Annotated in this window: 22 protein-coding genes and 3 pseudogenes; 16 read left to right on the plus strand and 9 right to left on the minus strand. The window is 53.2% G+C overall.

Annotated features, from left to right (window positions below; all coding sequences use genetic code 11):
• The 3 genes and pseudogenes from benC to BCA33_RS05075 all read left to right on the plus strand — a co-directional run bounded on the left by benC (window position 1) and on the right by BCA33_RS05075 (window position 3,118).
• Window positions 1-1,029, plus strand: a complete 1,029-nt coding sequence (gene benC / locus BCA33_RS05065; RefSeq protein WP_071263905.1) for a benzoate 1,2-dioxygenase electron transfer component BenC — start codon at window positions 1-3, stop codon at window positions 1,027-1,029.
• Window positions 1,026-1,804, plus strand: a pseudogene (gene benD, locus BCA33_RS05070) (benzoate diol dehydrogenase BenD). Before benC ends, benD begins: the two are co-directional and overlap by 4 nt.
• Window positions 1,805-1,945: 141 nt before the next feature.
• The gene (locus BCA33_RS05075; RefSeq protein WP_071263907.1) at window positions 1,946-3,118 is read left to right on the plus strand and encodes a benzoate/H(+) symporter BenE family transporter; all 1,173 of its coding nucleotides are present in this window, start codon (window positions 1,946-1,948) and stop codon (window positions 3,116-3,118) included.
• Window positions 3,119-3,163: 45 nt separating this feature from the next.
• Here BCA33_RS05075 and BCA33_RS05080 read toward each other — a convergent pair whose 3' ends face one another.
• On the minus strand, window positions 3,164-3,847 hold the full coding sequence (locus BCA33_RS05080; protein ID WP_071263909.1) for a type 1 glutamine amidotransferase domain-containing protein: 684 nt from the start codon (window positions 3,845-3,847) through the stop codon (window positions 3,164-3,166).
• A gap of 205 nt (window positions 3,848-4,052) precedes the next feature.
• Between BCA33_RS05080 and BCA33_RS05085 the strand changes: the two genes are divergently transcribed.
• Together BCA33_RS05085 and BCA33_RS05090 are read left to right on the plus strand one after the other, a co-directional pair.
• Entirely contained in the window at window positions 4,053-4,841 is a 789-nt protein-coding gene (locus tag BCA33_RS05085) for an ABC transporter substrate-binding protein (RefSeq protein WP_254774196.1), read from the plus strand.
• A gap of 45 nt (window positions 4,842-4,886) precedes the next feature.
• Window positions 4,887-5,312 carry a hotdog fold thioesterase gene (locus tag BCA33_RS05090; protein ID WP_071263911.1) on the plus strand — a complete coding sequence of 142 codons (426 nt, stop codon included), beginning with the start codon at window positions 4,887-4,889 and terminating at the stop codon, window positions 5,310-5,312.
• Between the two features lie 37 nt (window positions 5,313-5,349).
• Here BCA33_RS05090 and BCA33_RS05095 read toward each other — a convergent pair whose 3' ends face one another.
• Complete coding sequence (locus BCA33_RS05095; protein WP_071263913.1) at window positions 5,350-5,730, minus strand: rhodanese-like domain-containing protein; 381 nt, start codon at window positions 5,728-5,730, stop codon at window positions 5,350-5,352.
• 114 nt (window positions 5,731-5,844) lie between these two features.
• On the opposite strand from BCA33_RS05095, the gene rarD reads away from it, so the two are divergent.
• Window positions 5,845-6,735 carry an EamA family transporter RarD gene (gene rarD / locus BCA33_RS05100; protein WP_071263915.1) on the plus strand — a complete coding sequence of 297 codons (891 nt, stop codon included), beginning with the start codon at window positions 5,845-5,847 and terminating at the stop codon, window positions 6,733-6,735.
• Window positions 6,736-6,738: 3 nt separating this feature from the next.
• Here the strand turns inward: rarD and BCA33_RS05105 are convergent, their stop codons facing one another.
• Complete coding sequence (locus BCA33_RS05105) at window positions 6,739-7,620, minus strand: LysR family transcriptional regulator (protein WP_071263917.1); 882 nt, start codon at window positions 7,618-7,620, stop codon at window positions 6,739-6,741.
• 95 nt (window positions 7,621-7,715) lie between these two features.
• Here BCA33_RS05105 and BCA33_RS21380 point away from each other — a divergent pair, with 95 nt between their 5' ends.
• The 10 genes from BCA33_RS21380 to BCA33_RS05145 all read left to right on the plus strand — a co-directional run bounded on the left by BCA33_RS21380 (window position 7,716) and on the right by BCA33_RS05145 (window position 18,128).
• Window positions 7,716-8,207 carry a cation transporter gene (locus BCA33_RS21380; protein ID WP_254774197.1) on the plus strand — a complete coding sequence of 164 codons (492 nt, stop codon included), beginning with the start codon at window positions 7,716-7,718 and terminating at the stop codon, window positions 8,205-8,207.
• Complete coding sequence (locus tag BCA33_RS21385; protein WP_254774198.1) at window positions 8,177-8,584, plus strand: hypothetical protein; 408 nt, start codon at window positions 8,177-8,179, stop codon at window positions 8,582-8,584. Before BCA33_RS21380 ends, BCA33_RS21385 begins: the two co-directional genes overlap by 31 nt.
• Before the next feature lie 10 nt (window positions 8,585-8,594).
• Complete coding sequence (locus BCA33_RS19670) at window positions 8,595-8,813, plus strand: DUF3565 domain-containing protein (RefSeq protein ID WP_083394637.1); 219 nt, start codon at window positions 8,595-8,597, stop codon at window positions 8,811-8,813.
• A 71-nt stretch (window positions 8,814-8,884) separates the two neighbouring features.
• The gene (locus BCA33_RS05115; protein WP_071263919.1) at window positions 8,885-10,561 is read left to right on the plus strand and encodes a methyl-accepting chemotaxis protein; all 1,677 of its coding nucleotides are present in this window, start codon (window positions 8,885-8,887) and stop codon (window positions 10,559-10,561) included.
• Window positions 10,562-10,725: 164 nt separating this feature from the next.
• Window positions 10,726-11,790 (plus strand): TRAP transporter substrate-binding protein, encoded by a 1,065-nt coding sequence (locus BCA33_RS05120; RefSeq protein ID WP_071263954.1) that lies wholly within the window; start codon window positions 10,726-10,728, stop codon window positions 11,788-11,790.
• A gap of 152 nt (window positions 11,791-11,942) precedes the next feature.
• Entirely contained in the window at window positions 11,943-13,079 is a 1,137-nt protein-coding gene (potA, locus tag BCA33_RS05125) for a spermidine/putrescine ABC transporter ATP-binding protein PotA (RefSeq protein ID WP_071263921.1), read from the plus strand.
• The gene (gene potB, locus BCA33_RS05130) at window positions 13,063-13,923 is read left to right on the plus strand and encodes a spermidine/putrescine ABC transporter permease PotB (RefSeq protein ID WP_071263923.1); all 861 of its coding nucleotides are present in this window, start codon (window positions 13,063-13,065) and stop codon (window positions 13,921-13,923) included. Before potA ends, potB begins: the two co-directional genes overlap by 17 nt.
• Entirely contained in the window at window positions 13,923-14,690 is a 768-nt protein-coding gene (potC, locus tag BCA33_RS05135) for a spermidine/putrescine ABC transporter permease PotC (RefSeq protein WP_071263925.1), read from the plus strand. Before potB ends, potC begins: the two co-directional genes overlap by 1 nt.
• Complete coding sequence (locus BCA33_RS05140; RefSeq protein ID WP_071263927.1) at window positions 14,687-15,727, plus strand: extracellular solute-binding protein; 1,041 nt, start codon at window positions 14,687-14,689, stop codon at window positions 15,725-15,727. The genes potC and BCA33_RS05140 overlap by 4 nt, the downstream gene beginning before the upstream one ends.
• A gap of 127 nt (window positions 15,728-15,854) precedes the next feature.
• Window positions 15,855-18,128, plus strand: a complete 2,274-nt coding sequence (locus tag BCA33_RS05145) for a diguanylate cyclase (protein ID WP_071263929.1) — start codon at window positions 15,855-15,857, stop codon at window positions 18,126-18,128.
• A gap of 43 nt (window positions 18,129-18,171) precedes the next feature.
• Here the strand turns inward: BCA33_RS05145 and BCA33_RS05150 are convergent, their stop codons facing one another.
• From BCA33_RS05150 to BCA33_RS05175, 6 genes and pseudogenes are all read right to left on the minus strand, one after another.
• Entirely contained in the window at window positions 18,172-18,615 is a 444-nt protein-coding gene (locus BCA33_RS05150) for a universal stress protein (RefSeq protein WP_071263931.1), read from the minus strand.
• 35 nt (window positions 18,616-18,650) lie between these two features.
• Entirely contained in the window at window positions 18,651-19,937 is a 1,287-nt protein-coding gene (locus BCA33_RS05155; protein WP_071263933.1) for a TRAP transporter large permease, read from the minus strand.
• A 41-nt stretch (window positions 19,938-19,978) separates the two neighbouring features.
• A pseudogene (locus BCA33_RS05160) lies at window positions 19,979-20,571 on the minus strand (TRAP transporter small permease).
• A gap of 118 nt (window positions 20,572-20,689) precedes the next feature.
• Window positions 20,690-21,712: a TRAP transporter substrate-binding protein DctP gene (gene dctP, locus BCA33_RS05165; RefSeq protein ID WP_071263935.1), complete on the minus strand. Its 1,023-nt coding sequence runs from the start codon at window positions 21,710-21,712 to the stop codon at window positions 20,690-20,692.
• A gap of 96 nt (window positions 21,713-21,808) precedes the next feature.
• Window positions 21,809-22,357: a YqiA/YcfP family alpha/beta fold hydrolase gene (locus BCA33_RS05170; protein ID WP_071263936.1), complete on the minus strand. Its 549-nt coding sequence runs from the start codon at window positions 22,355-22,357 to the stop codon at window positions 21,809-21,811.
• Window positions 22,358-22,363: 6 nt separating this feature from the next.
• Window positions 22,364-23,283 (minus strand): annotated as a pseudogene (locus BCA33_RS05175) (LLM class flavin-dependent oxidoreductase).
• Window positions 23,284-23,544: the final 261 nt, after the last annotated feature.

Below are 23,544 nucleotides of genomic sequence, written 5' to 3' on the forward strand. Positions count from 1 at the left end.
ATGAGTTATAACATCGCACTTAACTTCGAAGACGGCGTTACCCGTTTTGTGACCTGCAATGAAGGTGAAACGGTCCTTGATGCCGCCTATCGTGCAAAGATAAACCTGCCTATGGATTGCTCGGATGGCGTTTGCGGCACTTGCAAGGGTGCTTGCCATCAGGGCGAGTTCGACTTGGGTGACGAGTACCTTGACGAAGCGCTGTCTGAAGAAGAAGTTGAGCGGGGCATGGTTTTGACTTGTCAGATGGTGCCCTCCGGTGACTGTGTGGTGGAAGTCCCGGTGGCTTCCACCATGTGCAAAACGGGTAATGCCAAAAAAACCGGAACTGTAACCGAAGTAAACCTGATCTCATCCACCACCATCGAATTGAAGATTACGGCAGACGACGACTTGGCTTTCCTGCCGGGGCAATACGTGAAAATTCAGGTGCCAGGCACAGAGGAAACCCGCTCGTACTCCTTTAGCTCAAAGCCTGGTAGCCGTGATTTGAGTTTTCTGATTCGCAATGTATCGGGCGGTCTGATGAGCTCGTGGCTTGTAGGTAAAGCTCGCACTGGTGACAAACTAAACCTGACAGGGCCTATGGGCAGCTTCTATCTGCGACCTGTTGAGCGGCCAATATTGATGCTTGCTGGGGGAACTGGCCTGGCACCTCTGTTGGCCAAACTGGAACACATGAAGGCTAACGGATGTAACGTACCGACGCACCTGGTTTATGGAGTCAGAAATGACGACGACTTGGTGTGTCTGGATGCTTTGGATCGCTTCGCTGAGGATATTGATACGTTCAGCTACGTTACCTGTGTGTCCAGCGACGAAAGCGATCATCCGCGCAAAGGTTACGTCACTCACCACATGGACAACGCACCACTCAACGAGGGCGATGTGGATGTCTATTTGTGCGGGCCACCCCCTATGGTCGATTCCGTGCTTGGCTACTTCCGCGAGCAAGGTATTAAGCCGCACTCCTTCCACTATGAAAAATTCACACCGAGCGAGTCAGGATCTGGGGAGAAAGTGGCATGAAAGCCCGCTTCACCAATAAAGTGATGGTTATTACCGGTTCCGCCCAAGGCATTGGCAAGCGTGTTGCCGAATTGGCAGCCGCTGAAGGCGCAAGCTTGCTGTTAGTGGATATCGCGGATTATGTGCACAACGTTGCCGCAGATCTGCGCGATCAGGGCGTTAGTGTGATTGCTGTTCAGGCCAACCTGGAGACCTGGGCGGGCGCTGAAAGCATTATGGCGGAGGCGTATAGGCAGTTCGGCAAGATTGATATTCTGATCAACAATGTGGGCGGTACAATCTGGGCCCAACCCTTTGATCAATACACGCCTGAACAGATTGAAAAAGAAATTCAGCGCTCACTATTCACAACGCTGTGGTGCTGCCGCGCTGTTCTCCCTATATGCTCGAACAAAAGGGCGGCGTGATTGTGAACGTATCGTCCGTATCAACACGCGGACTGATGAGAGTGCCGTACGGAGCGGCCAAGGGTGGCGTGAACGCTATGACAGTCAATATGGCGTACGAGTACGCGTCGCACAATATCCGGGTGAATGCCACCGCGCCTGGCGGTACCGAGGCGCCACCGCGGCTGACGCCGCGCAATGCAAAAGAACAGACTGAGCAAGAAAAGACGTGGTACCAAGGGTTGATCGACCAGACGACGGAAAACAGTTTTATGCACCGGTACGGTACCTTGGATGAGCAGGCAGAACCCATCCTTTTCCTCGCATCGGATGCTGCCAGCTACATTACTGGAACGGTGATTCCTGTGGCTGGCGGCGATTTAGGCTAAGCGGGCGAGAATCACTTGCCGATGACGTTATCAGCGGCGCGGTACAAGTTATCGAACCTTTCCTTCTTCGGCCCCGTTGCTCAATGTCCGGGGCTTTTTTTATGAGCCGAATTTATAATAATCAATATCGGGTTCACGCTTATGTCGAGACTACTGAAAGATCTTTCCTTGCCGGCTATTGTAGCCGGCTTTCTGGCTGTCCTGGTGTCCTACTCGGGGCCATTAGCCATATTTTTTCAAGCTGGGGCGAGCGCGGGCATATCCACGGAGATGATGACTTCCTGGGTTTGGGCTATTTCCATGGGCGCGGCAATATCCGGAATTATTCTATCAATCTGGCTGAAAGCGCCGGTGGTGACGGCTTGGTCAGCACCCGGCACAGCCTTGCTGGTGTCGCTGTTCCCGGGGCTGTCTCTGAATGAAGCCGTGGGTGCTTACATAACAGCCGCAATAATTATCTTTATCATTGGTGTTTCGGGGACTTTTGATGCCTTTGTTCGCGCTATTCCCAAGGGCATTGCTGCGGGAATGATGGCGGGCATACTGTTCCAGTTTGGTGTGGGAGCGTTCACCGCCATTGAAACGACTCCGGCTTTGGCCATCGGCATGCTGGCTTGCTATGTCGTATTCCGGCGACTGTTTCCAAAATATACCCTGGTTTTGTTGTTGATTGCCGGTGTTATCCTCGCAGTTGCATTGGAGGGGGCGTCGCTGTCTGGCGTGCGCTTGAGCTTGGCGGTTCCGCAATTCATTAAACCAGAGTGGTCGCTAGGTTCCACCCTGAGCCTGGCAGTCCCGCTGGTTTTGGTGAGCCTTACGGGACAATTCCTCCCGGGGATGGCAGTAATTCAGGGGGCAGGTTACCCAGTGAAGGCAAAACCGATCATTGGAGTAACCAGTTTGGTCTCATTGCCAATAGCATTTTTCGGCGGTATAACCACGGTCGTGGCAGCAATTACGGCAGCGATTTGCACGAGTAAAGATGCCCATGAAGATCCGTCCCGCCGTTACATTGCAGGCGTGTTTAACGGAGTTTTTTATCTTGTAGGTGGGCTGTTTGCCGGAACCATTGTCAGCCTGTTCACATTACTGCCTGCGGCGTTTGTTGCAGTGCTGGCGGGATTGGCTCTGCTGGGTGCTATTTCCGGGAATCTGTTTTCCGCGCTGGAAGATGCGAACCATCGAGAAGCATCTTTGATTACGTTTGTGGTCACGGCGTCTGGCATGTCGTTATATGGGCTGTCTTCCGCGCTCTGGGGAGTGGTAATTGGTTACGGATGCTATTTGGTGCTAAACACGCGAGTAAAGCCCTGAAAACTGCGGCAGATGCAGCTTTTCATCTGCCGCAGCCTCATGTAGTTAACCTTGCTGAAGCATCTGCACCACTGCCTTGGCAGCACCTTCAGATGAAGCCGGGTTTTGGCCAGTAATCAGTTTGCCATCGACAACAATGTGCGGCGCCCAGTCATCTCCTTTGGAGTAGGTTGCGGTGTTTTCTTTCAACATGTCTTCCAGCAGGAAAGGTACGACCGCTGCAAGACCAACAGCTTCCTCTTCGCTGTTGCTGAAGCCGGTTACCTCGCGACCACCAACCAGGTTTTGGCCGGGTTTGATTTCCACATTCTTGAACACAGCCGGTGCGTGGCAGACAGCGCCAATAACCTTGCCTTGCTCATAGGCTGCTTTGATGAGGGCAACGGATTTGTCGTCGTTAACCAGATCCCACATTGGGCCGTGACCGCCAGGGTAGAAGACAGCATCAAACCCGTTCATATCAACATCGTTCAGCTTTTTCGTGCTGGCAAGTGCTTCCTTGGCGTGGGCGTCTTCCTGAAAGCGGCGAGTGGTGTCGGTTAAGGCTTCGTCGGCTTCGCTGTTGGGGTCGACGGGGGGCTTTCCGCCCTTTGGCGACGCGATGGTGATGGCTGCACCGGCATCGCGGAATACGTAATAGGGCGCTGTGAATTCTTCCAGCCAGAACCCGGTCTTGTGCCCGGTGTCGCCCATCTGATCGTGTGAAGTAAGTACCATGAGTATATTCATAGTGCCTGTCCTTTTGGTTGTGAAGTGAGAGTCACCTGTTTTTACCAGACCTGCTTCTGTGTCTTGTGTTGCTAACGTATTAATTCAACCGCCGTGACTCGCGACTTTTACGCAGCCTGGCCGTGCTCGGACCTGAGAACGTCTATACTTTGTGTTCAGTGCGCTGCTGGTTATGATTTACAAAGGCGTAAAAAGGTAACAAACAATGCGAGTATTGATTGCTGTTTTGCTGGCACTGATGATTTTCTGTAAATCCGGAGCAGCTGAGCCCTCCTGCGAAACGCTGACCGTGAGCGGCAACCCGGAGTATCCTCCGCTTCTCTGGGAAGACCCCCTAAATCCGGAGCATCTGACAGGTGCCGCCACGGCACTGCTGGCGGAGATTTTTGAACCTCTTGGGATGAAGCTTGAGATTCAAAGCCTTGGCTCCTGGGCACGGGTTCAGCGTCATGCAAGAGTCGGCGAGCTGGATATGATTGCCGGTGCTTTCATTACATCGGAGCGCATCCGATACATGGACTATCTGTTGCCGCCTTTTACGCGCGCTCCTGCGTCAGTTTGGGTGCCCAAAGACCAGGTCTTCGAATATCGCCACTGGCCAGATTTGCAGGGCAAGCAGGGCGCCACGCTGATCAACAACAGCTTTGGGCAGGGTTTTGACCGATATGCGGAAAAGCACTTGCAGATAGTCGGTGTGCGGACCATAGAGCAGTCTTTTGCAATGGCGCTTGCCGGGCGTGTGGATTACGTTTTGTATGAGCGATTACAGGGGCAGGTAAAACTTCAGCGCCTGGGGTTAGCAGAAAAGTTTATTGCCCTGGATGTGCCTGTCAGCAACGAAGGGTTGTTCTTTACGTTCTCCAAGAATTCGAAGTGCAACACGTTTGAACTCCGTGAACGCATTGCAGACCGCCTGTATACACTGACTAATTCAGGCCGCCTGGACGAGCTTATCAGTGAATACACGGCCCGCTACTTGTCTCTTCGGCCTTAGCGCCCTGGAGATGGATTCCCCAACCAACTAGAGAGTTTTATCAGTATGGCAATTTGGACCCGCACACCGGATCTTGAGCATCTGGCCGAAGCCAGTGCTAACACAGCAGTCAGCCACCTCGGCATTGAGTACACCGAAATCGGCGATGATTACGTAACAGGCCGTATGCCGGTAGATGAGCGCACGGTGCAGCCTTTTGGCATTCTCCATGGGGGTGCATCGGTGCTTTTGGCAGAGACGCTAGGCAGCATGGCCGCCAATTGCTGCCTCAAGGACCCGGATACCGTTGCGGTCGGCCTGGAAATTAATGCCAACCACATCCGCCCCGTCACCAAGGGCTGGGTATACGGAACAGCCAAACCTATCCATATTGGCAGTGCAACCCAAGTGTGGGAGATTCGCATGGCAAACGAGGAGGGCAAGACCACCTGTATTTCCCGCTTGACCATGGCGGTTACACGGCGGCCCTAGTGCCTCTTAAATGACCCTTGTGGGTGTCTCGCTACGATTACTTGAACGAAGGCAGGTCCGGTTTGACGATAGGCTTACCGGCTTCCTGCCAGGCATCGAACCCGCCTTCAATCGATTGCACGTGTAGATAACCCATTTCCTGCAGGGCTATTGTGCTCAGTGCCGCGCGGCCTGATGTTTTGCAGTAAACCACGATTTTCATATCCCGGTTCGCCAGCGCTGGATCATTGCTAAACTTGAATTCCAGCATGCCCCGGGAAATATTTGTGGCGTGGGGAATATGGCTCTGCCGGAATTCGTCTCCATCACGAACATCCAATAGCAAATCCGCGGCCTGAATTGCGCTGTCGGCTTCTTTCAGGGGTATTTCCTGAATTTTCTGCTTGGCTTGGGTAACGAAATCCTGGGCTGTTTTCATAACAGGTTCTCCGAGCTATATGGGTGTTCGGCCAGATTAAGACATATTACCAAGGTGCGTCACCTATCAGATGTGTTAAATTCAACACCACCATTTAATAAGGAAGCTATTGGTATGGCCGAGCAGGAAACCAGCAAGGGCGTTGCATACGGCCTTGCTGCGTATACTATGTGGGGCTGCTTCCCGCTTTACTTCGCACTGTTTGAAGGCGTGCCTGCTTGGGAGGTGGTGACTCACCGGGTGCTCTGGTCCTGCGTTTTCCTGGCAATTATTATTACCTTTTTGAAGCGCTGGCAGCCGGTTAAAACAGCGTTGGCTCGCCCCAAAAAGCTCGGGTTTGTTCTCGGTTGTGCGGTGCTTATTGCAGTGAACTGGGGTGTGTATATTTACGCGGTGGAAAGCCGGCAAGTGCTACAGGCCAGCCTTGGTTACTTCCTGACGCCCCTGGTGAATGTGGGGCTGGGTATGCTGGTACTTAAAGAGAGCATCTCCCGGTTGCAGGTTGTGGCTGTGGCGTTGGCAGCCATCGCCATTCTCTACCAGCTCTTCCTTCTGGGCGTGGTGCCATGGATTACATTGGTACTGGCTTTTAGTTTTGGCACCTATGGGTTGCTTCGCAAGCAGGTTGCGCTAGACGGACTTTCGGGCCTGTTTGTGGAAACGCTGCTCTTGTTGCCTGTGGGTATTCTGGCGTTGGCTGCCTTGAGCTACGCTGGGGCTTCTCATTTTTCAGCCGATACAGGAACCACCCTGCTTCTGCTTTCTAGCGGGATCGTAACGGCTATTCCCTTGCTGGCTTTTGCCGGTGCCGCCCGAAGGTTGCGCCTGTCGACTGTCGGCTTCCTTATGTACATTAACCCTACTATCCAGTTTTTGATTGCTTTGCTGGTATTCAGCGAGCCTCTGAGCACCGAAAAGCTGACAAGCTTTGTGATGATTTGGGTAGCCCTGGGGCTCTATTCCTGGTCGGCGTGGGTAGAGCGCGCCAAGCCGGTGCCATCGTAACGTTTATTCTATCGATTCCAGGTACTGCTCCAGCTCCTCCGCCAGCCAGCCCACCACGGCGCCAGCTTGTGCTTGCTCCGACTCCAGCGCGCTGAACACTTTCCACCATTTGGCGCTGCGATGGTGAATAACCTTAAGTGTGCCTTGGGTCAGGGCATCTGCTATTAAGGGCAGAGGAAGGTCTGCCCAGCCGGCACCATCAATAACGGCGTCTCGTATCAGCTCGTATTGGGTAAATGCCAGGAAGTTGGCGGTTTCTGGGGACTCGGCTTCCAGTCGGTCGTTCTCCATAAACGCGAGTGTGACCTCTGTGTAGCTAATGAGGTCGTCCTGAGTTACCCGTTTAAGTTGGCTCAGCGGGTGATCCGGTGCGGCAACCGTGAGCATGCGCACATCTGCAAGTTCCCGGAACCATTGATAGCCCTCGTTTAACAGCTCAGGCATCAAGCCGTAAGCCACATCAACGGACTGGTTTTTGACCAGCGGTGGCAGCTCCCGGGGAGTGGCCAGGTATACGGAAAGGCTGGTCTGCGGAAAGCGAATTTTGAGCCGTCGCAGAAGGTCACGCCACACGGGTTCCGGAATCGAGTCGTCTCTTGCTATACGCAAAACTGACTCTGCACCGCTAAGATGATGCTGGCAGCGTGCAAAAATCTGCCCGGCTACCTGATCAAACCGCCTGCAATCCGTAACGATGGCATGGCCAATGGTGGTCAATTGAAGCTGATTGCCGCTGCGCTCGAACAATGTCACTCCAAGCTGATCTTCCAGTGCTGCCAGGGCAGTGCTTATGGTCGTACGGCTCCGGTTTAGCTCGCGGGCTGCTGCGGCAATGGTGCCGTTGCGCACCACGGCCAGGAATACTTGTACCTGTGATGTTTTCAACAAATCCCCCTTCTGGTGACGGTTTTTCCGTCGGTCACCGACTCACGCTGCCTAGTGTACAGCGATAATATGTCGGTAATTCATGGGAGATCAAAATGTTTAAGTTGATAGCGCGGGAAAATATGGCGCTGAGTTTGTCTGCGGTAGCGGCCGGCCTGTTTGCGCTGGCGGGTATTACTTGGGGTTTATGGATTGATTCATTGGTTATTTTGTTTGACGGTGCTTATTCGCTGGTAAGCCTGTTGCTGTCGCTTTTATCCTTATATGCGGCGCGGCTAGTGCGTCGCCCGGCTAGTGCAGAGTATCCATTTGGCCGCGGTGCGGTTGAGCCGCTGGTGATTGCCGTGAAAGGGCTCGTGATAACCATGGTATGTGTGCTGTCCTTGGCCTCAGCTATTGCTGCGCTGCTTGAAGGTGGGCGGGCGGTAAGTGCAGACAAAGCGCTGATATTTGCCGCGGTAAGTGTGGTGGGCTGTGTGGCCGTATGGCTGTACCTGAAATGGGTCGAGCGAGGAAAATCTTCAGGCTGGTCGTTGCTGAGCAGAGCCAGTGGTTTATGGATACGGTGCTCAGCGCTGCCGTGTTGATAGGGTTTGGCGCCGCCTGGTGGTTGGAACAAAGCGCTTGGTCGGCCTGGGCAGTATATGCAGACCCCATGATGATGCTAGTCATTTCCGCCTATTTCATACTCGTGCCGGTAAAAATGACCATTGGCGCAGTGCGGGAACTGATGTTGGCCGCACCCTCAGCGGAGTTTACAGACGAAATTCATGAAGCGCTGAGTTCTGTAGGTATTGTTCCGGAGCAAGTGAAAATGGCCAAGGTTGGCCCGAACCTGATGATGGAAATCAGCTTGCCCGCCAACTGGCCGGGGCGTGTGGAGCGTTTGAAGTGGAACCTGCTTAGGCACCTGGCAGGACTTCCGGTGCGACCTGCGATTTTCATCCGCAGCCTGGTCAGTTAATTTGGGCATTATGAAACAGCCGATCACGGGATATCACAAAGATGAAGAGGATCACTGGGTCGCTCGACTGGCCTGTGGTCATAACCAGCACGTGCGCCACACCCCGCCTTGGGTAAATCGGCCTTGGGTCACCACTGAGCAGGGGCGGCGCTCTATGCTTGGTTTCGAGCTCGACTGCAGAAAGTGTGACGAAGGGGCCGGCGCTGACTTTCGACAGAATAATAATTAAATCGTATTCAAGATATTGCGGATTTGGTCGATAGGGTATCGGGACAACGCCCTTTCCGAGGATCTGCTGTAATGAACTTCATGAACTACCTACGCATACGAACCCGCTTGCTTTTGGCTGTACTGATCCCGGTACTTGTTACCGCAGCTACCGTTGCGTGGATTTCTGTCAGCCAAATCCAGACCAACGGTGAGGCAGAGTTGGAGCGCCTTGAATCGAGTCTTCTGGAAGGTCGGAAGGCGGGTCTGAAAAACCTGATTGATGCCGCAAAAGCGGTGGTGCTGGAGGCAAAAAATAATCCCGCACTGTCTGAAGCCGAGGCGAAGGCGCAAGCCGCGTCTCGCTTGCGTGCTATCCGGTTTGAAAAGACCAATTACGTCTTTGCTTACAGGCGGGATGTATACAATCTTGCCTACGCTCCAGATCCCTCCAAAGAAGGGCCAAGCAATAGCCCCACACTCAAGCGGCTGGTGGGGGACTTATTTGATGCTGCGGAATCCAGTGGCTACTACGGCTACGATTGGATGAATCCAGCCTCCGGAAACGAAGAACCTAAGCTGTCATATTCCACCATCATCCCCGGGTGGGACTGGATGGTTGGTGCCGGCGTGTACATTGCTGATATTGATAAGAAGGTCGCGGCTGCTCGTGTTGAGATAGAGGAAAACATAGTCTCGACCTTAGGCTTTATAGGGTTGGTCACGGTCGTTGTTGTGGTGGTCTCGTTGTTGATCGGTGTCTTGGTTGGTCGCACGGTAACTAAGCCTTTGAAGGTCGTCAGCGATATGATGCAAGAAATCGCCGATGGCGACGGTGATTTGCGCCAGCGTTTGCCGGAAGAAGGCAATGATGAGCTTTCGGAGCTAGGCCATCGTTTTAATGCGTTTGTTATCAAAATTCAGTCGACCATTCGAGAAGTGGGCGCAACAACGGATCAGGTTGCCTCTGCTGCAGAAGAGTTGAGCCGTGTGGCAAATGAAACACGCGCCTCGGTTCAGGAACAGGGTTCTGAAACCGACCAGATTGCCTCCGCGATTAATGAAATGGCAGCGACCATTCAGCAGATTTCGGGGAACGCTAACGAAGTTGAAAGCGCTGCTTCAGATGCTGACCGTATGGCCCGGGAAGGCGGTGAGACCATTGCCAATGCCCAGGCTGCGGTGAACAAGTTGTCTGACGAGATTCAGGAAAGCGCACTCAGCATCCATGCCTTGGCTGAAAAGTCTGATGATATTCAGAAGGTTCTCGATGTAATTCAGGCCGTTACCGAACAAACCAACCTTCTTGCACTGAACGCGGCGATAGAAGCCGCCCGTGCAGGTGACCATGGTCGTGGGTTCTCCGTGGTAGCGGATGAAGTGCGCCAGCTTGCAAAGCGCAGCGCAGAATCGGCAGACCAGATCCGGGAAATGATTGATGGTTTCGTGAATGAGTCACGCTCAGCCGTTGAGCGTATGAACCGATCCCGCGAACGCTCCTATGAGACGGTAGAGCGTATTAATCACGCAACGGGCTCATTGGTAACGATTGAAAAATCAGTGGGTCAGATCCACGAACAAGTTACTCAGATAGCCGCGGCTGCGGAGCAACAGAGCCAGGTTGCGGAAGAAGTAAATCAGAACGTAGTGCGAATTGTTGAAGCGGCTCAGCGTAGCGATACTGGAGTTACCCAGACTAACGAAGCCAGCCAGGAACTGGCTCGGTTAGGTGAGAGCCTACGGGACCTGGTGAGCCAGTTTAAAGTCTGACGGCCGGTCAGTTTATTTAACGACTCATTGAATGAGCTCGCCACACCAAGAACTTTTTCGCAGGCATTCTTGGCGTAGGTGTTGATGGCGGGCTAGTATTGCAGACGTTTCAACGGTAATAATGCGACAAAATAATACGATATAATAAAAGGGTGCTAACAATGATGACTCGCCTGTTCAGAATGGCAGCGGTGACGCTGTTGTTCTCAGTTAGTTCGCTCGGCGTAGCGGCAGAAAACTATACGTTGCGGCTTGCGCAAACCTGGGGGCCTAATTCGCCAATTCTTGGTGACACTACCGAGAACATGGCAAAGATGGCCGAAGAAATGTCTGGCGGCCGCCTTAAAATCCGAATCGACAGTGCCAACAAGCACAAAGCGCCTTTTGGCATTTTTGATTTGGTCCGCAATGGTCAGTACGACATGGGCCACACTGCTTCTTATTACTATAAGGGCACAATTCCCAACGCGATGTATTTCACCACCGTACCGTTCGGGCTGATTGCTCCGGAAATGTATGCCTGGTTCTACCACGACGATGGCATGGAGCTGATGCGGAAGGTTTATGAACCATTTGGCTTGCTCTCGTTCCCCGGTGGTAACACTGGCAACCAGATGGGCGGTTGGTTCAACAAAGAAATCAATTCCGTGGAGGATCTCAAAGGCCTCAAAATGCGCACCCCCGGGTTTGCGGGTGAGGTTATGGCCGAGCTAGGGGTTGCTGTTACCAACCTGCCCCCCGGCGAGCTTTACACCGCACTTGAACGCGGTACGGTTGATGCGGTTGAGTGGGTAGGGCCGGCTCTCGACTTTCCCATGGGCTTCCACCAGATTGCCAAGTATTACTACTCAGGCTGGCAGGAGCCGGGCGCAGAGGTACAGTTCCTGATTAATGAAAAATCCTGGAATAAGCTGCCCAAAGATCTGCAGGCAATCCTGCGTATTTCGATGCGCACAGCAGCTTATGACATGTACATTCAGACCACCCACGAAAGCGGCGTGGCCTGGGATCGCATGAAAGAAGACTATCCAGAAGTGACCCACAAAACCTTCCCGCCGGAAGTGATCGACGCGATGCGCGATGCAACCAACAAGTTGCTGGCCGAGGCGGCTGAGAAAGATGATCTTGCGAAAGAAATCATCAATTCCCAACATGACTATCTGAAGCAGGTTCGTCAGTGGACCAATATTTCAGATAAGGCCTACTTGAATAGTATTGCTACCGACTGACCCCCGCGTCTCCTGCACCCTGGCGATTTTGAGAGCCAGGGTGCACTCATTGCAAAATATTCCTCGAAATTGTGGTGCAAAAATCCTGCACTACGCTTTTTATATGGTGTGCTTTCTGAAAAAATACGCCGCTTATTCTGTGGGCAGGGCTGATGACTAGAACACTCCTATCGCTGAGCGGCATCAGCAAGCAGTTTAGCGGCAAGACCGTGCTGGATGAACTCAGCCTCACGATTGATGATGGCGAGTTTATTACCCTTCTTGGGCCCTCTGGCTGTGGTAAAACCACCCTTTTGCGCATGATGGCGGGGTTCGAGCTCCCAGATCAAGGCACTATTACTCTGTCTGGCGTGGACATCACACAAACCCCGCCAGAGAACCGGCCACTCAATACAGTGTTTCAAAATTACGCGCTGTTTCCTCACATGTCGGTTTTCGACAACGTGGCCTATGGCCTGAAAATGGAAAAGCGGCCGAAAGCTGAAATCCTCGAACGGGTTGAAGACGCGTTGGCCATGGTGCAGCTAGAGGATTTTGCCAGGCGCAAACCGCACCAGCTTTCCGGCGGCCAACAACAGCGGGTTGCGATTGCCCGGGCTGTGGTGAAGCGGCCCAAGATGCTGCTGCTGGATGAGCCGCTGTCGGCATTGGACTACAAGCTACGCCGCACCATGCAAGTTGAGCTCAAGCGCCTGCAGCGGGAGCTGGGTATTACCTTCGTATTCGTGACTCACGATCAGGAAGAGGCGTTGTCTATGTCTGATCGCATTGTGGTGCTTAAAGACGGCTATATTCAGCAGCTTGGCACACCACGGGAAGTCTACGAGCGACCGGAAAACGTGTTCACTGCGCGTTTTGTGGGTCAGACCAATTTTTTTCCGGGCCGTGTCACCAAGATCGAGGGTGAGCGCATCAGTGTGGATGTATTCGGACTAAACCGAGAGCTGGGCAAACCCTCTTTTCGCGTGGCAATGAATCAGTCGCTGCACGTTTTACTGCGCCCAGAAGATATTCGCGTGTTGGCGCCGGATGATGCCGAGGGTGTGGCCGGCAAGATCGTGGAGCGTAACTACAAGGGCAGCACCCTGGATTCGGTTATCGAGCTGGAAGATGGCAGCCATGTGATGGCCAGCGAGTTCTTTGATGAGGATGATCCGACGTTTGACTACAGCATTGGCGAGCGGGTGCGCGTAAGTTGGGTGGATGGCTGGGAATGGTTACTGGCGGAAGAAGGCGACGAGCCATTGACGGACGAAGAGGAGCTGGCGGCCGATGATGCAGAGCATTAGGCAACAGCCGTTTCGAGCGGCTGTTCTGGTGCTGGTATGGGGTTGGCTGGTTTTCCTTGTGCTTACGCCCAATATGTTGGTGGTCGGGGCCAGCGTGATGACGCGGGATCCCGCAAACTTCATTTCCCTGCCATTAAACCTGGATGCCTACCGGCAACTGTTTAACCCACTGTATCTGGAAGTGTTTCTTCACTCTCTGTATATGGCTGCCATGACGACGCTGGTTTGCCTGTTGATCGGTTACCCGTTTGCCTGGGCGCTGTCGCGGGTGGAAAAGCGCCGTCAAATACTGCTGATCTTTTTGTTGATCGTGCCTTTTTGGACTAACTCACTGGTGCGCACTTATGCCCTGAAGTTGATCCTGGCCACCAACGGTTTGCTTAACAGCGCGCTTATGTCTCTCGGAGTCATCGACGAGTCAGCACAGCTTTTGTACACCGAGGGAGCCGTCATTGTGGGCCTGGTGTACTTGCTGTTGCCGTTTATGATTCTGCCGCTTTACTCGGTATTTGAAGATCTGCGGCAAGACGTCCTACTTGCCTCTCACGATTTGGGTGCCGGGCGTTTTGCCACCTTTAAAAATGTGATTGTGCCGTTGACGCTGCCAGGTGTGCTGGCGGGTGTCATGCTGGTGTTGCTTCCAGCCATGGGGCTGTTCTTTGTGCCGGACATTTTGGGTGGCTCGCGCAACCTGCTGGTAGGCAACGTGATCAAAAATCAGTTTCTGGATGCCCGTAACTGGCCGTTTGGTGCCGCTGCCAGCATTGTGCTGACCCTTACTATGGCGCTGCTGATGTTTGCCCACCGCCTGAGTAAGCGCCGCCTGGGCGAGGAGGGTGCGTAGTGCGCTGGCTTTCCCGTAGTTACCTCGCGCTGGTGTACTTGCTGCTTTACGTGCCAATTGTGGTGCTGGTGATTTTTTCCTTTAACGACTCACGGACGGGTTACAACTGGGGTGGCCTCAGCGTGCGCTGGTACGAATCACTGTTCAGTAACCATGCCATGGTACAAGCCATGTGGAATTCCCTGTGGCTGGCGCTCACAGCGGCTACGGTGTCCACATGTATTGGTGCGCTTACTGCACTGGCCCTGCATCGTTATCGTTTCCGTGGCAAAAAAGTACTGAATGGCATGCTGTTTGTGGTGATGATGTCGCCGGAAATTGTGCTGGCTATTTCATTATTGGGTTTGTTCCTGTTGCTGGGTTTGAAGCTTGGGTATGTATCGTTGCTGCTGGCGCACGTAACCTTCTGCCTGCCGTTCGTGGTGATTACCGTTATGGCGCGGCTCAGCGGCTTTGATGAGCGCCTGCCGGAAGCCGCACGAGATCTTGGCGCCAGCGATTTCACCATGACTCGTACCGTATTGATCCCGGTAATCATGCCGGCGCTGCTGGCGGGCTGGTTGCTCGGTTTCACGCTCTCCATGGACGATGTGGTGGTGAGCACATTTGTGAGCGGTCCCAGCTATGAAATTCTTCCTCTGCGCATTTACTCTATGGTGCGTGTGGGCCTTAAACCCGAAGTAAACGCGCTGGGCACTCTGTTGCTTGTGTTCTCTCTGGCGATGCTGATGTTGTCACAATGGATTCTTTCAAGGAGCAAACAATGAAAAAACTTGCACTGGCCGGCCTGCTGGCCTTGGGCCTGACGGGCTGCAGTTCCGACGATCCGCAGGTGCTCAACCTGTATAACTGGTCGGAGTATATGCCCCAGGAGGTGCTGACACGCTTTCAGGACGAAACCGGCATCAAAGTGATTTACACCACCTATGACAGCAACGAAGCCATGTACGCCCGGCTCAAGCTGCTGGACGAGAGCGCTGCTTACGATCTTGCGGTGCCCTCAACTTACTATGTAAGCAAAATGCGCAACGAAGGGCTGCTGATGCCTATCGATCGAAGCAAAATCAGCGGTTTTGATCAGCTTGATCCAGAACTTACCGGCCTGGATATTGATCCGGAAAACCAGTACAGCGTGCCCTATCTCTGGGGGACAACGGGCATTGGCGTAGATACCGCTGATATTGAGGGCGAGCCGGTTGCCGCTTGGGAGGATCTTTGGGATGAGCGCTTCGAAGGCAGGGTGAACCTGACCAATGATATGCGCGAAGTCTTCCACATGGGTCTGCGCGTGCTGGGTTATTCCGGTAACAGTACCGACCCGCAGCAAATTGAAGAAGCTTATGAAAAACTGAAGGAGCTTATGCCTTCTGTTCGCACGTTCAACTCAGACGCACCCCGAATGCCGTTCCTTGAAGGCGAGGCGGATGTAGGCATGATCTGGAACGGTGAAGCCGTTATGGGCAAGGAAAGTATGGAAGCACTGGAATATGTGTATCCGAAAGAGGGTGTTATTGCTTGGCTGGACAGTTTTGTGATTCCGAAGAATGCAAAAAACCCGGAAGCGGCTCATCAGTTCATCAGCTTTGTTCTGCAACCGGAAATTGCGGCGCTGATCAGCGAGGACATTGGCTATGCCACACCAGTACTACCGGCGCGGGATATGCTGGGTGATGACGTTGCCGGAGATCGCTCCAGCTACCCCTCACCAGAGGACATGGTTAATGCCGAGTTTCAGACTGATATTGGGGATGCAGCTTTGCAGGTATATGCCAAGTATTGGGAAAAGCTGAAGTCCGGGCTCTGAGGTCAATACTGCAGGGCCACCCCGGCTCTGCAGTATTGTACATGCACGCTACTGTCTTTAATTTGTACACGTAAAGGTAGCGGTGATCTATACTTGCTTGTATAAAGTCGCCAATGGCAGGTTCCCAGTGCCACTACTCGCACATCCTCTGAAAATCCTGATCATTCTCTTTAATATTTTATGCGGATCTTTGCCAGTTGCTGCAGTAGCAACCCCGCAGCCTGTAACCGAGGGCTGGGAATATCGGTGGGGCGACCTGCCCTTTAACGCAGACGGCACCCCGGATTGGGCACCTACACTGCAGCCCGAACAGTGGAACGCTATAAAGTTTCCTTCCAACCCGCCGGGCCGTGATGGCCGGGACCAAGTGTGGTATCGGGTGATTCTTCCAGCCGGTGATTTTCACGAGCCTGTGCTTTATATCTTGAGCGTAGACCTGATTGTGCAGGTGTGGCTGGACGGCCAAAACATTTACCAGTACGGCACCTTTGATGAGCATGGGCGCGGCAAGTTTGAAGGCTGGCCCTGGCACAAAATTACGCTACCCACCGATTACCAGGGCAAGACACTCTACTTTCGCGTGTACTCAGGCTATACGGATATTGGTCTTTGGGGCGAGATTAGTCTTATGGATAACTCTGAGCTCATGCTCTATGTCCTGAAAAACTCCTTTGAAGATTTGTTTGTTGCCGGCTTCTCTTTGCTCGTGGCCTTGCTCGCACTTATTTTTTCTATGCTCCAGGGTGGCAGAAAGACGTTTTCCAGTGTTGCCCTGTTTGCACTGGCTTCCTCCGTCATGCTTGTCGCCGAAAGCCAGGCCAGTCTGTTGATTGTTCCAAATGCCATCTTCTGGAACTATCTGGGGGCGGGTGGTTACTTCCTGCTGCCTGTCGCGATGGGGTTAATGCTGGATCAATGGCTGGGCGATCGCCGATCTCCAGCAATCAACTTAATCTGGAAGCTGCACCTGGCTTATGCGGTGTGTGCACTGAGTTTAGCCTTAGCCGGTGCAGTGGAGCTTTCATCCACCTATCCACCGTTTGATGCGCTGCTTTTGCTATCTCTTACGGTGATGGGCGGAGTGACGATACCCCGGATATCATCACTTGCCGGAGAACAGCAGGTGCTTGTGCTGGTGTGCGGAGTTTTTGGCGCTCTGCTCGTGGTCGATATGGCTGTGGCTCACGGTGTGCTGCCCTGGAGGCCGGTGCCAGTTAGCCTTGGCTTGTTTGTGTTTTCTCTGGCGGTCGTTGTTATTTCGTTAAGGCACTACGTGGTTACCCAGAAATCCTTGCAGAAGTTGACGGTGACCTTGGAGCAACAGGTGGCCGAGCGTACAGAAAAAACGGAGATCCTTCTTCAGCGGGAGCAGGCAAGGGCAAGTTTGCTGTCGCTAGAGAACGAGAAAATCCAAGTATTCGCAGGTGTTATTGCCGAGCTGCAGGCGTGTGTAAGTCTGAACCAAGCGTTCCAGTTGCTCGTTGAAGCCATGCCAAAACTCTGCAGCCCGCTCAAGGGTATGATTTACCGACAAACAGCCAGTGGCGGTTATGAGCGCCTTGATCACTGGGGTTATGGCGACGGGCATCCAGAATTAGCGCCTTTTGTTGCAACGCTCAATAGCCTGCCTGACCCGATTCGCCTGATCGCGGGGTCTATAGAGGATGCTGAAGCTGCAAGCAGGAGTTGGCGGGGGTTGGTGTGCTTCCCTCTGAATATTGAGTTTGCAAACCATGGCACTGCACTTGAGGGGCTGTTGTTACTCGATGGCGACAGCATTAGCACGTCGGGGCACACTGAATACGGTGCCGCTCGGCTTATGTCATCCATTAATCTGGCTGCTGAACGCATCGGGATTACCCTATCCGGCATTTCGCTTAGGGAAGATCTGCAACGATATTCCTACGAAGATGCGCTCACTGGCCTGAAAAATCGCCGATATTTTGACCAGTTGTTTGAGCATGAAACCGCTGTGGCTTTGCGCAAAGGTTTGCCGCTATCGCTTCTACTGGTGGATATCGATCATTTTAAACGTTTTAACGACACCCACGGACATGAGGCGGGGGACACGGCTTTGCAGGCCTTTGCTGCGATACTGAAATCACGTTTTCGTGGCAGCGATATTGTATGTCGATACGGTGGTGAGGAATTTGTTGTGATTTTGCCAGGTTCAGATATCGCCGGCGCCAGAGAGCGCGCAGAAGAGCTGCGTGAAGCGACACGGAGAGAGGCTGTGATGTTTGAGGGCAACAACCTGGGCCCCCTGACCATTTCCATCGGAGTGGCTAGCTGGCCGGAGAATACGAGCATGCCGGGACAGTTGTTGAAACTTGCAGACGAGGCTTTGTACAGCGCTAAAACAGGCGGCCGCGACAAAGTTGAGGTGTTTCCAGAAGCTTAGCCGACCGGCAGAGTGCCTGGTCGGCGTAAGTATTATTGAGAGCCTAAACCACCAGAACCGGGCACTTGGCCTGAGAGGCTACCCTGTGCGACACACTGCCGAGGAGCAGGCCGTCCTTGTCGCTGTGAGTGCCTCGGGTACCCACCACAATCAAGTCCGCTTCCTTATCTTCCGCAAACTTAACAATGATTTTCGAGGGGCGCCCGGCTTTCACAAAGCCGCGCACCTTGGTCGCTCCATGTTCTTTTGCCATATCCTTGGCGTGATTGACGACTCCTTTGGCGTACTCAGAAAGCACTTTGTCTGGGATGTCCATATCCGCAGGCCGGCCGATGGAGAGTGATGCCTCAAACAGGCTGTGGTGCTTGTAGACGCAGAGAATGAAAATCTCCGCCTTGGGCATCAGCTTTTGCAGCTCAATAGCTTTATCCAAAGCCTTGAGTGAGGTTTTGGAGCCATCCACCGCCACCAGTATCCTATTGAACATGATTTTCTCCTTAAAAATCCAGATCCGGTTGGGCGTCAGTCTGCAAAGGCAAGGTCACGCAGGAACAAGGCAATTTGTGGGAAAGCAATAATCAAACCGGCAGCGGCGATCAGCATGATAATAAACGGCGGCGTGCCGCGAATAACCTCAAGATAAGGCCGTTTGAAGATTGCAATCGCCGTAAAAATATCACAACCAAACGGCGGCGTTGCCGAGCCGATCGCAACTTGCAAGGTAATGAGTACGCCCACCAGTACCGGGTCCAGCCCTGTTGCCTGGATGGCGGGCGCGAAGATCGGAGTCAGTACCAGAATGACAACAATAGGGTCAACAAACATACAGGCAACAAAGAACGCCACACAGATGGCTATAAGCACGCCTACCGGGCCGGCTTCGTTAACACCCACAGACTCCAGAATTGCTTGGGGAATCTGGGCAAAGGAAATGATCCAGGAGAAACCATTACCTACTGCCACCAGTATGAATACAACGGCGGTAATCAGGCCGGTTGACTTGGCAATCTTGTAAATTTCACCAATCTTCAATGAGCGGAAGACGATGAATTCCAGCAGGAACGCATAAAGCACACAGACGGCCGCTGCTTCAGTCGGGCTGAATATGCCGCCGTAAATGCCGCCAACGATAATAACCGGGAAAAACAGTGGCCAACTGGCATCACGAACAGAGAGCGCACGCTCACCCCAGGTTGCCTTGGGTTCTGTAGGCACATTGTTTTTATAGGCGTAGAACAGGCAATAGAGCGAGAACATGAATAGGATCAGGATGCCTGGGCCTACACCCGCAATAAACAGCTCCGCGATGGAGGTTTGGGAGATAACCCCGTAAATGATCATGCCGATACTGGGAGGGATCAGGAAAGCAATGTCGCTGGCGTTGATGATCAGTGCCAGAGTAAATGAATCGGAATAGCCGGCCTTGAGCATCTTCGGGCGCAGGGGAGAGCCTACAGCGACAACCGTTGCTTGGGTGGAGCCAGAAACTGCACCGAAAAGCGTGCAGGAAGTTGCGGTACTGATAGCCAGCCCGCCTTTTATATGGCCGATGAAGGCCATGACCATGTTAATTAGCCGATCTGCGGACTGGCCGCGGGTCATTATGTCTGCGGCTAGAATGAACATGGGCACCGCAATAAGTGACGCAGGACGAATACCCCCCATCATCTGCTGAATAAACGTGCCCATTTGGCCGAAGCCGTCGAACATCATGACAAAGCCAACGACGGCGGCAGTTGTCAGTGGAATCATCATCGGGAAGCCGAGGAGCAGCAGCCCGATCATAATGATCATTAGAATAGTCGCCATAGGTGTGCCCTTTTTTTATCGTGCCCGGTATTTAAGCCGGATCAGACTTCCGATTCTGAATCAGCGTAACCATCAATTACTCCAGTGGAGAGATAAACACCCTCACTGGTGAAGTTCTTGACGGCCGTGAGGAGGTACTGAATGCCGGTAACCGCAAAGCCCACAGGTGCCCAGACATAAATCCACCAGATTTCAAAGCCCAGTGCGGGCAAAATACGGCCGCGACTGTAAAGGGTTTCTATGTACCGAACGAGTGATAGCACAGGAAAAACATTACCGCAGAAGTGAACAGGGCAATGGTGATCATCAGTATTTTACGACCTTTGGGCGGGAGGGCGTCGTAAACCGCGGACATCCGTATGTGTCGGCCGTAGCGTGCTGCATAGCCGATACCTGCGAAGGTAACCAGGATAATCAAGATGCGGTTAATCTCACCGGAGAAGAAAAGGCCTTCTCCAAATACAAATCGCGCAATAACATTAACGCATGTATTAATGGCCATCAGAATCACGCCCGCAGCCAGTATGACGGCCTCGGTGTTGGCGATCCATCCGTCGATGGTTCCCAGAAACCCAGGTAGGCCGGACTCAAATGTGCCGGTGTCGTCGTCTAACTCCGGGGAATTCTCGGACATGGGGTCTGCTCCAGATCATGTCGCTCCCGACCGGTCGTTGATGCTTGGCGGGGCGGGGTTAGTTCATTAGAGTGTCCGCCGGCGGGCGCCGGCGGACAGGCACAGTACAGTATCAGTCTTACTGTACAGCTTTCAGGTCTTTCTTAAACTGATCAAGCAAGTCTTGGCCACCTTGGCCAGCCATTTCAATGAACTTCTTCTCAACTTGTGGAGCTCTGTCCTTGAAGGCTTTAATCTGCTCTTCATTCAGGCGAGTGACGGTAACTTCATCGCTGCTTTCCTGAATTTTAGCGAGGGCTTCATCTGCCAGGCCGTCAATGTGCTTGATGATCTTCTCAAAGGCGTAATCCGCCGCTTCCTGGACGAGCTCTTTGTCTTTATCTGCCAGGCCATCATAGAAATTCTTGTTGGCCATCGTCGCGGTGGTGAACCAGCCGTGACCAGTGAAGATCAGGTTGGGTGATACTTCATACAGCCCACCGGATTCGATCCAGAAGATCGGGTTTTCCTGGCCGTTGATCATGTTGGTTTGCAGTGCGCCGTAAACTTCACCCCAGGGCAGCGGCGTTGGTGTCGCACCGAAAGCAGAATAGGTCTCAGACAGAAGCGGGTTGGTCATAACCCGAATCTTCTTGTTTTTCATTCCCTCGGGGGTCGTTACTGGCTCATCCAGAGTGATAACAAATTCGCCCTCCGGATACATTTGTAGCAGCTCTAATCCCTGATCGGCATAAAGCTTCGGGAAGTCTTCGTTGATGGCTTTGCTTTCACGGAAAAACTTGATGACCGTGTCCATGTCGGTGGGCATCAGATACGGAATGAAGAAAATCTGTGCTTCCGGGATCAGCGCGCCGGTAAAGCCTGGCGACTGATTAACGAAGTTCAAAATGCCCGCCTGGGTCTGCTCCATAATGTCGTCAGACTCGCCGAGCTCACCGAAGCGATACACTTGGAGGGTGTGGTCGGAGTTATCTTCGATGTATTCCTTGAATTTGTATGCGTATACATCCTGTACATCGCCTTCATATTCTTCGTGGGCATAGCGCCAGCTAGCCGCGTTTACTGAGTTTGCTGCGGTCATTGCTGCAAATGCGAACGCTGAAAGTCCGGCCAGTTTCTTGAATTTACTCATGCTGCTCATCGGTTTTCTCCGTTCGTTTTTTTTCAGATATTTATTGTTACATTATTAAAGACTGGCAAAACTTGGCGACTTTCGCAAGAAATTGACCTTTTTGGTTCAATACTTTTCAAGGCCTGCGCTATTAAGGCCTGTTCCGGAGAGGAAAGCACCGAAGGCTTTTGTGACCCGGTGAAGGCTTTTTGCAAGACGGTGGCCGTCGGGCAACACCAAAATAGGAAGCGCTTGCTGTTGAGCAAGTTCGATAACCGGCATGGCTGGCACCACGTCGTCGTCCCAGCCATGAATGATCTGTACGTGCTGTGCTTGTATGCGAGGACTGGATTGGGGGTAGCTTGGCAGTGCTAGTGCCGGAGCCAGCAGGAAGCACCCCAAAACCGGTGTTTGTGCACTCGCTTGGGCACACACCCAGCCACCCATACTGGAGCCTGCAAGGATGATGTCTTCCGGGGCAGCTCCACTGGCAGAAATAGCATCATTCATCTGCGCAAGGCGAACGGCCGGATCTTTGCTGCTTCGGTGGTCAATCGCATGTGCCTGAACGTTGTCAAATGTCTCCGCTAAGGCCTTCAGAGCCTGGATTTTGGTGCCACCAGGGCCACTCTCAAGGCCGTGGGAGAGAAACACGTGCGTCGTTTTTGTTTTCATGGTGCGTCAGCCTTGTCGTGTTTCGTCGAGTATATCCAGAGCATGTCGGCGCTTTTCGGGGTCGTAGATGTCTATCGTGAACATAAGCTCGTCGACTGCCACGCTTGCCAGTAGCTCGTTGATTTGGCGCTTGAGGGCGGCGGCATCGCCAAGTAACTGAAGCCCTAGAAAATCCTTAACCGTTGCTTGTTCGCCGGCAGTCCAGAGGCCGTCCATCGATTCTACCGGGGGTTTCATCCAGAGTGCCTGGCCCCGGAACAGTGCGAGGATGCGTTGGTAGCTGGTGGTTGCCAGGTACTTGGCCTCTTCTACTGAATCTGCTGGTACGGCTGGCACTGCCAAAATGGTGTAAGGCTCTTTTAGTTGCGCCGATGGCTGAAAGTTGTCTCTATAGACCTTTATGGCTTCGCGATACAGGCGCGGGGCGAAGTGTCCGGCAAACGAATAGGGTAAACCTCGCATGGCAGCAAGCTGGGCACTGTAAAGGCTTGACCCTAGCAACCACACAGGTACGTTGGTGCCGGCACCTGGGATGGCTTTAACGGCCTGGCCTGGCTGAAGTGGTGCGAGCAGGCGCTGAAGCTGTGCGACGTCTTCTGGGAATTGTTCGGCCCCCATACCATCGCGGCGCAGCGCGCGAGCCGTGATGGGGTCGGTTCCTGGGGCCCGACCAAGCCCCAAATCAATGCGGCCCGGGTAAATGCTTTCCAGTGTTCCGAACTGCTCGGCGATCACCAGTGGCGGATGGTTTGGCAGCATGACACCACCAGAGCCACCCGAATCGTTTGGGTGTTTCCTGCAATGTGGCCAATCAGCACTGAGGTGGCGGAGCTGCTGATGCCTTCCATATTGTGGTGTTCTGCCAGCCAGAACCGTTTAAAGCCGAGCTTTTCTGCATGTTGAGCGTAGGCAACACTGTTTGCCAGAGTGGCGCCTACGGAATCACCTTCACGAACGGAAGCGAGCTCCAGAAGTGAGTAGTCAGGGTATTGGTTCATTATGCTCCCGGGTTGCGCTCTTTTGTCTGATGCTGAGGAGGTCAAATATCGATGACCACATGATGCTACGATAACATCTCAAGCCAGCGGTGCCTCCGCCATTTCAGAATGAGCGGACCCCGTAACGCCAATCACTGTGAAGGAAACCATTGTGAATCAAAGCGCCTACTACGAAGACGACACCACTGT

The sequence above is a fragment of the Marinobacter sp. AC-23 genome, assembly GCF_001858325.1.
GTDB lineage: Bacteria > Pseudomonadota > Gammaproteobacteria > Pseudomonadales > Oleiphilaceae > Marinobacter.

Coding starts and splice junctions, on each gene's coding strand:
- benC (WP_071263905.1), top strand. CDS start 1: ATGAGTTATAACATCGCACTTAACTTCGAAGACGGCGTTACCCGTTTT.
- BCA33_RS05075 (WP_071263907.1), top strand. CDS start 1,946: ATGTCGAGACTACTGAAAGATCTTTCCTTGCCGGCTATTGTAGCCGGC.
- BCA33_RS05080 (WP_071263909.1), bottom strand. CDS start 3,847: ATGAATATACTCATGGTACTTACTTCACACGATCAGATGGGCGACACC.
- BCA33_RS05085 (WP_254774196.1), top strand. CDS start 4,053: ATGCGAGTATTGATTGCTGTTTTGCTGGCACTGATGATTTTCTGTAAA.
- BCA33_RS05090 (WP_071263911.1), top strand. CDS start 4,887: ATGGCAATTTGGACCCGCACACCGGATCTTGAGCATCTGGCCGAAGCC.
- BCA33_RS05095 (WP_071263913.1), bottom strand. CDS start 5,730: ATGAAAACAGCCCAGGATTTCGTTACCCAAGCCAAGCAGAAAATTCAG.
- rarD (WP_071263915.1), top strand. CDS start 5,845: ATGGCCGAGCAGGAAACCAGCAAGGGCGTTGCATACGGCCTTGCTGCG.
- BCA33_RS21380 (WP_254774197.1), top strand. CDS start 7,716: ATGTTTAAGTTGATAGCGCGGGAAAATATGGCGCTGAGTTTGTCTGCG.
- BCA33_RS21385 (WP_254774198.1), top strand. CDS start 8,177: ATGGATACGGTGCTCAGCGCTGCCGTGTTGATAGGGTTTGGCGCCGCC.
- BCA33_RS19670 (WP_083394637.1), top strand. CDS start 8,595: ATGAAACAGCCGATCACGGGATATCACAAAGATGAAGAGGATCACTGG.
- BCA33_RS05115 (WP_071263919.1), top strand. CDS start 8,885: ATGAACTTCATGAACTACCTACGCATACGAACCCGCTTGCTTTTGGCT.
- BCA33_RS05120 (WP_071263954.1), top strand. CDS start 10,726: ATGACTCGCCTGTTCAGAATGGCAGCGGTGACGCTGTTGTTCTCAGTT.
- potA (WP_071263921.1), top strand. CDS start 11,943: ATGACTAGAACACTCCTATCGCTGAGCGGCATCAGCAAGCAGTTTAGC.
- potB (WP_071263923.1), top strand. CDS start 13,063: ATGATGCAGAGCATTAGGCAACAGCCGTTTCGAGCGGCTGTTCTGGTG.
- BCA33_RS05140 (WP_071263927.1), top strand. CDS start 14,687: ATGAAAAAACTTGCACTGGCCGGCCTGCTGGCCTTGGGCCTGACGGGC.
- BCA33_RS05150 (WP_071263931.1), bottom strand. CDS start 18,615: ATGTTCAATAGGATACTGGTGGCGGTGGATGGCTCCAAAACCTCACTC.
- BCA33_RS05155 (WP_071263933.1), bottom strand. CDS start 19,937: ATGGCGACTATTCTAATGATCATTATGATCGGGCTGCTGCTCCTCGGC.
- dctP (WP_071263935.1), bottom strand. CDS start 21,712: ATGAGCAGCATGAGTAAATTCAAGAAACTGGCCGGACTTTCAGCGTTC.
- BCA33_RS05170 (WP_071263936.1), bottom strand. CDS start 22,357: ATGAAAACAAAAACGACGCACGTGTTTCTCTCCCACGGCCTTGAGAGT.